This window comes from Kriegella aquimaris (assembly GCF_900103215.1).
In the GTDB taxonomy this organism is placed as follows: domain Bacteria; phylum Bacteroidota; class Bacteroidia; order Flavobacteriales; family Flavobacteriaceae; genus Kriegella; species Kriegella aquimaris.
The window spans coordinates 144,202-156,130 of the sequence record NZ_FNGV01000006.1 but is presented as its reverse complement, the minus strand read 5'-3'; the positions used below and the strand labels follow the sequence as shown (position 1 = coordinate 156,130).

General features: G+C 39.1%; 16 protein-coding genes and 1 pseudogene. 12 read left to right on the top strand and 5 right to left on the bottom strand.

Features of this window, described 5'->3' with window-relative positions; translation table 11 throughout:
- Positions 1–3: 3 nt before the first annotated feature.
- Complete coding sequence (locus tag BLS33_RS13630) at positions 4–606, bottom strand: DUF4403 family protein (RefSeq protein ID WP_089890121.1); 603 nt, start codon at positions 604–606, stop codon at positions 4–6.
- 211 nt (positions 607–817) lie between these two features.
- On the opposite strand from BLS33_RS13630, the gene BLS33_RS13625 reads away from it, so the two are divergent.
- Entirely contained in the window at positions 818–1,189 is a 372-nt protein-coding gene (locus BLS33_RS13625; protein WP_089890117.1) for a hypothetical protein, read from the top strand.
- 187 nt (positions 1,190–1,376) lie between these two features.
- On the opposite strand, the gene BLS33_RS13620 is transcribed toward BLS33_RS13625, so the two are convergent.
- On the bottom strand, positions 1,377–1,829 hold the full coding sequence (locus tag BLS33_RS13620) for a ferritin-like domain-containing protein (protein ID WP_089890114.1): 453 nt from the start codon (positions 1,827–1,829) through the stop codon (positions 1,377–1,379).
- 219 nt (positions 1,830–2,048) lie between these two features.
- Between BLS33_RS13620 and BLS33_RS13615 the strand changes: the two genes are divergently transcribed.
- Together BLS33_RS13615 and BLS33_RS13610 are read left to right on the top strand one after the other, a co-directional pair.
- Positions 2,049–2,333, top strand: coding sequence for a DUF2188 domain-containing protein (locus BLS33_RS13615; RefSeq protein ID WP_089890112.1), 285 nt, complete (start codon positions 2,049–2,051; stop codon positions 2,331–2,333).
- A gap of 194 nt (positions 2,334–2,527) precedes the next feature.
- Positions 2,528–2,770 (top strand): helix-turn-helix transcriptional regulator, encoded by a 243-nt coding sequence (locus tag BLS33_RS13610; protein ID WP_089890110.1) that lies wholly within the window; start codon positions 2,528–2,530, stop codon positions 2,768–2,770.
- Positions 2,771–3,118: 348 nt separating this feature from the next.
- Here the strand turns inward: BLS33_RS13610 and BLS33_RS13605 are convergent, their stop codons facing one another.
- The 3 genes from BLS33_RS13605 to BLS33_RS13595 form a co-directional block, all read right to left on the bottom strand.
- A complete protein-coding gene (locus BLS33_RS13605) occupies positions 3,119–3,892 on the bottom strand; it encodes a DUF1206 domain-containing protein (RefSeq protein WP_089890108.1) in 774 nt (257 codons plus the stop codon).
- 368 nt (positions 3,893–4,260) lie between these two features.
- A complete protein-coding gene (locus tag BLS33_RS13600) occupies positions 4,261–4,773 on the bottom strand; it encodes a hypothetical protein (protein ID WP_089890106.1) in 513 nt (170 codons plus the stop codon).
- A gap of 269 nt (positions 4,774–5,042) precedes the next feature.
- On the bottom strand, positions 5,043–5,246 hold the full coding sequence (locus BLS33_RS13595) for a hypothetical protein (protein WP_089890103.1): 204 nt from the start codon (positions 5,244–5,246) through the stop codon (positions 5,043–5,045).
- A 29-nt stretch (positions 5,247–5,275) separates the two neighbouring features.
- On the opposite strand from BLS33_RS13595, the gene BLS33_RS13590 reads away from it, so the two are divergent.
- The 9 genes and pseudogenes from BLS33_RS13590 to BLS33_RS13545 all read left to right on the top strand — a co-directional run bounded on the left by BLS33_RS13590 (position 5,276) and on the right by BLS33_RS13545 (position 11,750).
- Entirely contained in the window at positions 5,276–5,644 is a 369-nt protein-coding gene (locus tag BLS33_RS13590; protein ID WP_089890102.1) for a hypothetical protein, read from the top strand.
- A complete protein-coding gene (locus BLS33_RS13585) occupies positions 5,641–6,000 on the top strand; it encodes a single-stranded DNA-binding protein (RefSeq protein WP_089890100.1) in 360 nt (119 codons plus the stop codon). The genes BLS33_RS13590 and BLS33_RS13585 overlap by 4 nt, the downstream gene beginning before the upstream one ends.
- Entirely contained in the window at positions 5,951–6,448 is a 498-nt protein-coding gene (locus BLS33_RS13580; protein WP_245731446.1) for a DUF6876 family protein, read from the top strand. The genes BLS33_RS13585 and BLS33_RS13580 overlap by 50 nt, the downstream gene beginning before the upstream one ends.
- Before the next feature lie 69 nt (positions 6,449–6,517).
- Positions 6,518–6,972, top strand: a pseudogene (locus BLS33_RS25430) (JAB domain-containing protein).
- 6 nt (positions 6,973–6,978) lie between these two features.
- On the top strand, positions 6,979–7,197 hold the full coding sequence (locus tag BLS33_RS13570) for a hypothetical protein (protein WP_089890098.1): 219 nt from the start codon (positions 6,979–6,981) through the stop codon (positions 7,195–7,197).
- A gap of 390 nt (positions 7,198–7,587) precedes the next feature.
- The gene (locus tag BLS33_RS13565) at positions 7,588–8,145 is read left to right on the top strand and encodes a BfmA/BtgA family mobilization protein (RefSeq protein ID WP_143017615.1); all 558 of its coding nucleotides are present in this window, start codon (positions 7,588–7,590) and stop codon (positions 8,143–8,145) included.
- A 3-nt stretch (positions 8,146–8,148) separates the two neighbouring features.
- Positions 8,149–9,174 carry a MobB family relaxase gene (mobB, locus tag BLS33_RS13560; RefSeq protein WP_089890093.1) on the top strand — a complete coding sequence of 342 codons (1,026 nt, stop codon included), beginning with the start codon at positions 8,149–8,151 and terminating at the stop codon, positions 9,172–9,174.
- A 604-nt stretch (positions 9,175–9,778) separates the two neighbouring features.
- Positions 9,779–10,117, top strand: coding sequence for a hypothetical protein (locus BLS33_RS13550; RefSeq protein ID WP_143017614.1), 339 nt, complete (start codon positions 9,779–9,781; stop codon positions 10,115–10,117).
- A gap of 1 nt (position 10,118) precedes the next feature.
- Positions 10,119–11,750: an FAD-binding protein gene (locus tag BLS33_RS13545; protein ID WP_089890456.1), complete on the top strand. Its 1,632-nt coding sequence runs from the start codon at positions 10,119–10,121 to the stop codon at positions 11,748–11,750.
- Positions 11,751–11,929: the final 179 nt, after the last annotated feature.

Below are 11,929 nucleotides of genomic sequence, written 5' to 3'. Positions count from 1 at the left end.
AAATTACCATATAAAGTCCATATCGGGGAGATTTTGCAGGGTCACTTCCGCCCCACCTTTAAAACGTGCATACACGACAATATACTCCTGACCCGGCTCAATTCGAGTTATCGATATATTTTCCATATTTCCGTTAAAAACCATCCCTTGTGAAGAGGAAATGCCCGATTGCAACTTTTCGTTCAATATTGCCATTTTTGAGGCTATCATTTCGTTTAAATTGACAGATGCCTTGTCGAGCACTTTCCGGTAGTATATGCGATTGGCCAAAAATGCCAGGGCTTTGTCCAACACAACGTTCTTAGTTTCAAAATCGATTTTAAAAGCGCCTACCGACAGTCGACCCGATTCGGGGTCAAAGGCCAGGACAGCGTGAAGATAGAGGGGCACTTCTTCGGTCCACAACACTTTGCGCACAAGTCCGACGCGTAGCCCTAAGATTATGTCATATTCTGGTAATGGGCTTACCTGTAGGCCCAAGCGTGAAATTTGACCCCTTTTTCGTTCATTTGTACCGATTTCCATTCCAATTAGCTTGGTTTCCAACAACTGTCGCAAGACGGGATAGGGAATTTTTATGGGAAGTGTTAACCGTATATTTTTCATATCTATGTTTATTCCCTTTGAAGGTATGACGTTTTAAACGGTATTTGTACTTGAAAACAATTTGTCTTGAACGCTTTAAATCTGTAACCTTAAAAAGGGCCAAATGGGTCACTATTTGTATGTAATGGGTTCGTAGAAGTGCCTTTGAATATTTATTTTTCCCAAAGACCCCAATTTCGGGTTAGAAAAATATGAACTTGAATCAAATGATATGACCAAGAAAGAATTATTAGGAAAAGAACTGAGCAACCTATATGCTATCGCCAAACAGGTAAATACCTATTTCGATGGTAGTGATATCAGTTTTCTCAATGAAAAAGTGAAAACTATTCTAAGCAGTTATGCGAAATTTAGTTGCGCGAGCGAAGAACAGACTTCCCAGATGCTACGGAAAATGGAGGTCAACCCTGGCAACACCTCGGACTCCATAGTCAATGAAATCACTGAAAACCTTCATGATATTGTTAAAAGCGACCACAGCCCCACCATCAAAAACCTTGGCTACTCCCTCTCGTTAAATCGGCTTGTTGCATACCATAGGGCCAATATAGAAAATGTGGAATATTTGATGGCGAATTCTTGAGTTGTAGAAAAAATAGGCAAAAATCTATTTTGCTTTTAGGTTTTCAGTTGGTAGTTTTTAGCCGATAAAAACCAAATAGTTGCCCATTTAATGAATGTCTTAGCAGAGCGACTCCTCCAAAAAGAAGCGGGGCCCAAATAGGGCCCCGTCATTTAAATTTGATTCTGGATTAACCAATCAATTATTTCTACTTATGTTCTTCTAGAATATGGGAAGTCTCGAGATCGTTTTGAATAAAGTCACGCTGTTCCCTTAAAATTTCCTTTATTCGGGCGGGAACCTGTGTTTCGGCCAGCACCTCATAGTATTCTTCGATGGCCGCTTTATCACCGCGTACCGCCTCTTCGAGCATAGCTTCATCATTATCACCGGAAAAAAAAGCCTTTACATCCATCCATGTGCGGTGCATGCTCCCTTTGGTACTTCCATCGATGTCACCGTCGCCCAGATCAAGTCCGGAAGCTGCGTTTTTGAGCTGTACCAGAAAAAGCTTCCTATTTTCGATCCTTCCCCTAAAATAGCTTTTGATAGCCTCATCCTTGGAATTTTCGGCCGCCTTGTCGAAACCCTTAATGGCATCTTCATTTTTTTCAACGACTTCCTGTAATCTCTTTTCGATCTTTTTTACATCTGTATTCATAGTTTCCGAGTTTGTGTTTTAATGATATTATTGGCCAACTGTTTGCGGCCTTTGTCCAATGTATTCAAAACCCAGGATACGGAAGGACCCAATACACTGAATTTTTGATTGTATCAGCCAAAGACAAAAATCATCACAAGCTGCCTGCTTAGCGTCACTTTAATTTACCGCTCAATAAAACACGAAATATTGGTATCTTCGAAACAACAATAATCGTATATGACAAACGTCAAATCTTGGTTACGGACCCTCATAGACCTCTTGGAAGTCTTTTTTAACAGCTCGCAACAAAGTAAACGCGGCCGAACTTGGCACCAACATGTGGTACCCTACGAAGAGGGTTGGGCTGTACGTCGCGAGGGCAACCAACGTATAACTAGCAAACATCGAAAACAGAGCACGGCCATCGACAAGGCCAAAAGATTAGCTCGGAAATACAAGTCCGATGTGATTATTCACCGAGAGAGTGGCGGTATTCGAGACCGGATAAGCTATGATGAGTAAAAACGAAATTCACTGCAGGAGGCCATTAGAGTTTTTTTATAAAGGTTCAACAGGATAGTAGATAAGATTGAATTCAACCAAGAAACCACCAAGGCTATAATTTGTACCTATACAGGTATAAATAAGTATATATTATACCCAAAAAGGTATAATATGATATATTTTGACTATTTTGTACCCAAAGAGGTATAGCAATGAATGATTGGAATAGAGATAATTCCATTGCCCAATTTATTCGCCAGCGGCGAAAAGAACTTAGGTTGACGCAAGTCAAACTTTCCGATACAACTGGAGTCGGGCTTCGATTTGTGCGTGAATTGGAGCAAGGAAAACCTAATCTGATGACGAATAAAATCAATCAGGTTTTATTGTTTTTCGGGCACGAATTAAGCACTAAACCTATAAGTGATTCGACAGGGAGAAATATGGGCAAATAAGACCTTGGCCGGTGTTTTGACCGAGGATGAGGAAGGCATCATTTTACTTATTCCCAAGATTATATAGAAATGGAAAATGCATTTGCAGAGTCAAATGGTTGAATTATTCTTATTTATTTTTGAAGTTCGACTCTATTCGTTAGACTATCTTCGAGAAATTTAAAAATTTTATCTTTACTTAAATACCATTGTAATAGTCCTGCCGTACATTCTTCTAAAATGATATCGTGTTGCCCTTTTACGCTATATTATTTTCGCCCGCAAAAGTCCACTCAAAATATAAACCCATTACCTTTTGAGCTTTATATCATACCCAGTTCCAATAAGTCCGGTCCGCATCAGCCTTTATTAGTCTTCAAAAGTTCTATATCTGGAAAGAAAGATAAAAAACAAGCCGTACGAAATAAACCCCACCGAGGTAAAAACCATCAAAACTGTGCCGAAGTTAGATTGGTCTAAGAACGAAAAAGCATCTTGGACACCCTTTATTTCGTGGCTTCCAGAATACAATCCGGCCCGTAAAAAGAAATAGGCGATAATACCCACAATAAAAGCCCGCGAAAAAAAGCCGAATTTGCCCACAAGTCGCATAATGTATGATCCCTTACGACCTTCAAGGTTAAATTGATCTAACAGACCGCCTTTAATAATACCCACCATTAGGATGATGGTTTGAATCACCAAAATGACACCAATACCAATAAAAAGAATCGATACGAGGGATGGTCCCAATAAATTGATATAACGGGAACCCGAACTGCCTTCCGGAGAATAAGTAAACAAGTGGTAAAAGCAGAGGAATGCTAAAAAGGTATAGACCAGCCCAGTAATTAAAATCCCGAAACGCATCATTTTGCCCTTTCTATCATTGCCAATATTTTCGGGGTCTTTGAAACATCGTACAAACATCCAAAACGAGTAACACAGCAAACCTATGCCCAAAACCATCAGCAGCACTTGTCCAAAGGGTTGTCTTTTTAGAAACTTCAGGGCTTGATTGGTTCCCGAGCTCTCACCACCCATGTTCAAGGCTGCCAAAAGGGTAAGCAGTCCAATTACCAGATAAATAAAGCCCTTTGAAATAAAACCTATATTAGCTGTGTTTTTTAATGATTTTTTCAAGGGTTTTGATTTTTTTTAAAGTTCAACTTAAAGATATAATTATCAAAGCGAACTTCATTCGTTTTTATTTTCGAAAATGAATAAGGTTCAAGACCTTTTAAATGATGCGCTTTGAACGGTCTTGAATGGTCAGGAGTAATGTAGAGTATGTTTGGAACAGTGGACAGACCAAAAAGTATAGGAATATAATACAGAAGTAAAAAGCAAATGCCCAAAGGTCTAGAATCAAGTGCGTTTTCAATTTCTTGAAGCCATTTATCCCCGGCTCTTATTTCATTGTCATCCCAAATTTTGACAAGATTTTATTTTTCCAAAGGTTTCAACCATTTCTTTAGTTCAATTAGCAAGTCTTCATCTTGTAGCCTTCCCTAAAAAAGTAGTAGGTATTGAACTAAACCTATTTCATCAAATGTGACAAAATAAAATATAAATGGAATTATCAGTATCAATAAAATATAACCCCACCCAAGTAGGTATGCAATTCCATCAAGCGTGTTGGATATCCTTGTTTTATTTTCTCCACTTTTCCAAGGTTTGTCCAGTACATCACTTAATCCCAACCTCTTAATTTGTCGGTTAAATCTATAAATTCTTATGTGAAAGGGTAATCCTAAAAACAGGCAAATAATGAACATTATGAATGAGAGGAGTAATACAATCTGTAAAAGCTTAAAAATTATACTTTCTAATTCTAAAAATTCTTTGAGATATGTATTAACTAATGAAATTATTAAAAATACTAGCAAGCCAATATTTTGACCTTTAATAATAATATCCTGACGACGGGAAAACAAGTTATTTCTTTGCTCCTTTTTCAGGATTGATATCGCCTTCTCAAATTGTGAGAAGTCCATTTGAATGGATTTATTTTCACTTGTCATACCATAAAGTTAGCGTTTAATTTAAAATTATAGGTCGAGATAAATGACTCTTTGAATTTACTTATCGCTTTATTAAACAGTCGCTATTTTAACGCCTAGGAAGGAGGGTTACCTATGAATTCAGTTAACCTTTTATTCACCCTAGAGTATTTCTGATCTAAACGTTTTTTTTACAGTAACTTCTAACATTCTTTTACTAAAAATTATTTTATCTGGCCTTCCTACTGCAGCCTTACCAATTTCCCCTCAGCCCATTCCCGCTCCATTCCTCAGTGCTCCATTCCGGGCAAAGCGCTTCGTGCCCAATTCTCTTGGACACAATCCCAAAGTTGTATATTTCCACTTCGCTCTATCCCGCCGAAACTGGCAGGAAGGCTTCGTTCCCAATATAAAACTTTGGAATAGAGTCCGCCTGCCTGCCGGCAAAGGCAGGTTTGACCTAAATTATTCATTCCGTTTTTGTTCCGTTTCATAGGCATTAGAAACTTCTCGATTAAGGGTTTTGTGTTACGACCTGACCCCACCCTTTCCTTTTTTTGAAAGCGAAAAAACAACATTCATTCTTGGACGGCGGCATAAAGCCGCTTCCCTTTTTATACGCCTTACCAAGCCTGAATATTGTAAAGCGTTAAGCAACAAAAAAGGTAACAGCGGCGGCTCTGTGGGAAGTAAATCAAAACCGGAAATCATGAAATCATATCAAATCCTTAAAAATGAAGCGGAACAAAAGTTTAACCAGCCCGCCCGGCAGGCGGGAAACAACAAAAAGGAAAACGCTCTAGGTGTAATAAGTAAATCACTTAAAGCAACTATCAATTTAATTATTAACCACGTCTGCTTAAAGGCGGACCTTAAATTTTTTCAATTATGAGCAATATCAGAAACTATGTGCACCTGTTAGGGAACATCGGGGATGACCCTAAAGTAACGGAACTCGATGGTGGTAAAAAAGTGGCGCGGTTTTCTTTGGCCACCAATGAAACCTACAAGGACAATAAGGGGGAAAAGCAACAGGTAACCGACTGGCACACCATTGTGGCTTGGGGCAAGACCGCTGAGATTGTGGAACGGTATGCGGGCAAGGGCAAGCAGATTGCAGTATCGGGCAAACTGAAAAGCAGAACCTATACCGAGCCCAAAGCGGGTAATGAACGCTATGTTACCGAAGTGGTAGCGAATGAAATATTCCTATTGGGAGCTAAAACGGATAAAACAACTACCGATTAAAGTCAATTCCATGGATGCCGTTCATGCGGGATGGCATCCTTATCACAAATTAAAAACAATAGGTATGGAAGCACTAGGAGAACAACAATTACAAAATGCCCTTTCAGCATTCAGCGGAACTCAATCATTACATAAGATTCCGTTGCTAAATACGATCATTACGGATGGAATCCTGTATCTGGCCAATACGGCAAACTGCTTTTGGTTGGTTACCGATGCATCGGTCATCGCCAAAAGCCTGATGGACCGAAGCCCCTTCGTAACCGTGGATTTAAAGAAGCTATCGCCAGAAAAGAAGGAAGCGTTGGGCTACGAAGCTATTATAGAATATAGTGATGGGAACAATACTATCCTTGAGACACGGAAGTACCATCTTACGGATTTCCCTTTGGAGCGAATCCGACTATTTTTTACAAATAATACGCTGATGTTACCGAGTGAATATTAAAATACAAAGAGGGCGTTCCCGTGGAAAGTTACGCCCTCCTTTTCATCGTCCAATCTTAATAAGAAAACAATGAAAAACGAAGTTAATGAAATTCAAATAAGTTATTGCGAAAAACTAGGGGTACTAAATTCGGAACCTGCGAACTCGTCGGATAGGGTTGCCGAATTGTTATACCGAACCTGGGATAAAAACACTATCGGATTACAGGAAACCTTTAAGGTGCTACTTCTTAACAATGCCCATAAAGTGAAAGGTACTTTTCAATTTCTTCGGGCGGATTGACCGGGACACTGGTAGATTTGAGAATACTTTTCACGGTTGTCCTTAAAACCCTTTCTACGGCTATTATCCTTGCCCACAATCACCCGTCGGGAACCAACAAAGCCAGTGGTGCCGACATGACCTTGACCAAAAAAATAGAACAGGCTGCCGAACTTTTCGACATTCGGGTTTTGGACCACCTGATCATACTTCCCGATGGTAACTATTTTAGTTTTAGGGACAATGGGTTAATGAAAAATTGAGCGATTATGGACCTAACTATTGAAATACCGTTTTGTCTAAATTTCAACAATCTGGACCGTGAAACCCAAGAAAAGCTCATGCAACTATCGAAGCAAGAGGTCGAACGGAAATTTGGTGAGGACTTAATAGCGTACGCAGCCGAAAATTCCCTGGACTTCGATGCGCTCCTGGAAGAAGAAGCCATTAAGAACCTCTATAACTACAAATTCAAGTTTACCATCTAAAATAGTATTACTTGAATCGATACAAGGCAGCCTTTTTCGGTTGCCTTTTTGCGTTTGGTAATTTTTAGCTTTTTGTGCCAAAACCTGAATATTCCTCAAAAGTTCGAATCAAAAACTCTTAAAATTTTGATATCCGGATTGGCTGTAAATACGGTAAACTAAATTGGGATAGAGCTGGATTTTTCTCCTGCGGAGGAAAAAGGAAGAGCAAGAGGGCAACATGCTAGCGCAGTGTTGCAATGATTTATCAATATTCAAATCACTGTATTCCAGCGTTTTAAAATTTCAAAACGGTTATTTTCCAACCGTAAAAACCAGAACCGATAGGATAGTTCCTATGTGAAGCCCCATAAACACTAAGGTGCACTATCCTAATCAATATAGAAAACGATGAAAGTCCAATTTGGCCGTATTAATTTTAGAGTGGATACCCTGACTAGATTCCGGAGTTTCTCCAAGATACATGGCAAGACCCATAGCGATGTACTGGAGGGCATGATGGACTTTTTTACCAAATACCAAATGTCGCCCTTTCAGGATTTTGGTCCTAATATCAGAGGTATGGAAACCAATATTAAAAAGCGCATCAATGCCCTTATAGCCGTTGTGAAAGATATTGAAAAGCATGGAGTGAATCCCACCAGGGCCATGATGGAACTGCTCTTTGAACATGCGCCACAAAAGAACAAGCAGCAAAAATCATCTTCTTCGATCAAACCAAGCATGCCCGTTAAAGATGACGCCTTCTTTAAATCGGCATTTGAAACCATAGAACTGCAGAAAGAGAATACCATAATAAAGCAAAATCTCGAACAACTGCAGCAACAGTTTATGGAAACCTTAGAGAAAGTAGAAGTCTCAAGATCAAGTTTCGGCAGATCAAAATTGTATTTGAATATGAACCTCGAGGAATACAACCATTTGAAAGCATCACTTAAAACAGTTTGAATCATGTACATCAGCATTACAAAACAGCATTTAGACAACAATTTTTCTCAGAGCGCTTCCGATTTTGTGGATTATTTGGAAAAAGAAAATGAGGGCGTCCTGCCGGAGATGCAAGAACATTTTTTTGACCAAAACAATGACCGGATACCACCGGAACAGGTTGTTAAAGAGATCGATGGGAATACCGCCAAACTCAAAAAGGAAGAACCTAAGTTCTATTCCTTGACCATCAATCCGAGCCAACAGGAACTGAAGGCTATCAACAACGACCCTGAACAATTGAGGAAGTACGTGAGGGAGGTCATGAAGGACTATGCTGCCTCATTTCATCGCGACCCACAGGTTACCGTGGAAGATATTAAATACTTCGCAAAAATTGAACACGAACGAACCTTCAAAGGTTTTGACCGGGAGGTTCGAGAAAATCAACCGTACCGTGCACAAATCGTTAGACTTGAAAATGAAATTCGCAAAATAGAGCGCGGGGAACTTTCTGGTAATATTTCATCAAAAACCAAAAAAATTAAAAGCCTTAAAGCTGAAATACCCCATAAAATATATGGAAAGCCCATTGAACAGGGAATGAAAAAGCCGGGTTTCCAAACCCACGTTCATATTATCGTGAGCAGAAAAGATGTCAGCAACCGGTATAGCCTATCCCCTGGCAGCAAATACATGGAATCGGAAAGCAAGTTAAACGGTAAGATGGTCAAACGAGGTTTTAACCGTAACCTATTTTATAAAAGGGCTGAAAACACTTTTGACACCCTATTCAACTACAAACGGAATTTTGTAGAATCCTACGAAGCTAGAAAAACCTATATCAAAGATCCACATGAGTATTTCGCACGCCTACTCGGACTCCCCACTAATGAGCGCAGTGCAGCATTCAAACTTTTAGGTAAAGTTGGTGTACGGGTTCCGCAGGTGAACATTCCTACGAATAAAGTACAAATGGCATTAAAAACTATTAAACAGTTTAAGAAGGCCATGGACTTGGCCCGGTCATCCAGTTCAATTGGCATTTAAACGCTTATGAATACTCTTTCGGTCATCCTGCTATATTATGTTTCGGCTTCGGGCTTGATACTCCTGATGCATCGCTATTACCGCCATGCCTTTATCAGTCTTGCCGTTATCATCTTTTATTTGGCAATTGTGGGATGTTCAGGAAACAGCTTCGAGTATGGCCTATTTTTTTGCTTCAAATGGATTTTACCGTTATATGCCATCAGTATGGTTTGTTACGCCGCCTTAAGTGACAGCGATACTAACAACATTCCCAAAAAGTATCAGGCTAAATTCCAGCTTAGAAATGGGGTAATATCGTTCATTTCTCTAAATATTCGTGTAAAAGCTAAGCTCGAAATTTCAAAATAGTAAAACTAAAATGGCATATCCAGCGTGCTTGCCCCATATATGGATGATACGGAATACAAGTTTGACGATATTTATCCAAAAGAGACTCTTTTGTCAATAAAATTCCGAATTATACAAAAAATCCAACCATTTACACATCTTTCTTTCAAATCTTGTAGGATTATCAAATAAATTGATAACTTTATTTATCACCTTAGTGATTCCCCCCTATTTTATTGCTTTTTTGGAGTTAACATTTTTAAATACTTCAGCTATGCGTTTATTCAAAATTTTGTTGTGTTTAGGTCTAGCCTTAACCTTGGGCAGTTGTTATTCTGTGCGGTTCCAGGTAGCAAATGGACAATGGGAACCAAGAGACGACGAAGAAGAAAGCGCCTGGGCCGGGTATAATGTACGTACATTGGATACTGTTGTCAGTAGAAAATTAACAACAGGCGAGCATTATTTTAATATTTCTGATTGCGATTCAGGAGCACTGCATACGGTGGAATACAGAACTACTTTTGGGGGCATTCTCCTTAATGCCATCACTTTTGGTCGTAAAAAGAAAGTGAAAATCAAATATGTATGTATACAGGAAAACAGCATGTGATATGGCAAGAACTACTATAGAAAAGCGACAACGTTGGAATACCCTTCATAAGAATGGCCCCTTTGCTTTAAAATTATTTATAACTACAAAGCTGGAGAAAAATTCCTCAGGGCTTACTGATTTTGAAAAATACAATGACGCGGCAAAGGAAATTCAAAAGCTGATAAAACAAGCGGCAGACAACAATGAACAGTTTCGAGCCATTGGTTCCAAATGGTCAATGTCCAACATAGCGCATTGTAAGGATAGGATGCATTATAACAGCTTTATGAATCTCAAGTTTCCCATATTCGAAGGTGAAATACACAAGGATTCCACTTATGAACACAGTAATCTGCATTGGTTCCAGTGCGGAAACAAAATTAAGGAAATCTCAGGCTACCTGGAACGCAGAGGTAAATCTTTAAAGACAACAGGGGCGAGTAACGGGCAAACCATTGCAGGTTGTATTTCTACAGGAGTACACGGTTCTACCATTGATGTAGGCTCGGTACAGGACTATGTTGTGGGGCTCAATCTGATTACAGGCCCTAAACCCGAAGACAATATCTACCTTGAACGGAAGTCAAAGCCAGCACTGAGAGATACTTACGCTGCAAACTTCAACGCTGCTAAAATTATACGAGATGATGAGATCTTCAATGCCGCCCTGGTTGGCCTGGGATCAATGGGTTTTGTACACGGAGTTGTCATAGAGGCCGAAGACTTGTACCTGCTCCATAGGTATGTTAGGAAGATAGATAGGGCTGAAGCGCTGAAACTTGCAGATACATTGGATTTTAGCAACTATGACCCCAAGATTCCCAATACAGATTTCAAAGGGGTACGCCCATTTCATTACAAAATATTTATGAATCCCTACAACACCGATGAGAAAAAATATGCTGTAGAGTTCATTTACAAAATAAAATACTATGAGAATTATATGGTAGATTTTGGAAACCCTATACCTTTTCAGAAAGAATTTGTGTATTTGGATCTTATATACTTGTTCATCAAAATTGCAGGAAAAATTCCAAAATCAATACCCAAACTCATAAATCTGTTAAAATCTTCCATACTACCGAAAGAAGAAAAAACAACAGTAGGGAAATTGTCTGAAATTTTTTGGGATGCCGGATATCAGGGAAAGGCGTTTGCCTGTTCATTTGGAGTAGACCATACCCATTCATCTAAAGCCATGGAATTACTGGCTAAACTAACTCGTGAGCATCCTGTTCCAGGTATTTTCGCTATGCGGTTTATAAAGCAATCTAAGGGCACACTGGCCTTTTCTAAATTTCCGTTTACCTGTATGGTGGAGATAGACGGTATACAGTGGCGAGATAAGGATAAGATTATTCCTCTGATGGACTATTCCACAAAAATGATTGAAGTATTAAAGAACAATAACATTCCCTTTACGCTGCATTGGGGTAAAAATGCCGATTGGGCTTTTCCAAATCTAGTTAATGAAATGTATGGAAAATCCTCGGAAAATTGGAAAAAATGCAGAAGTTGGTTGCTTTCTAAAGAAATGGCAAAGGTATTCTCCAACGACTTTCTATCGACGACAGGACTAAACGAATATATAGAAGTTCCGCCAAATTTTATTGAATCTTTAAGTAAAAATGGTCAACCACTAAAAACTTAAAAATTGGATAACAAGAATAATGTACATTGGTTCCTCTTTCTTCATAGCGTGCAAATATTTAAAACCTGTCTGCCGGCAGGCAAGATTAGAAAAAAAATTAGTGGGGGCATGCCCCAGACAATTTTCTATTTACTCTTTTTGGAATAGTCCTAAATAAATCGACTTCTTAATTCACAATC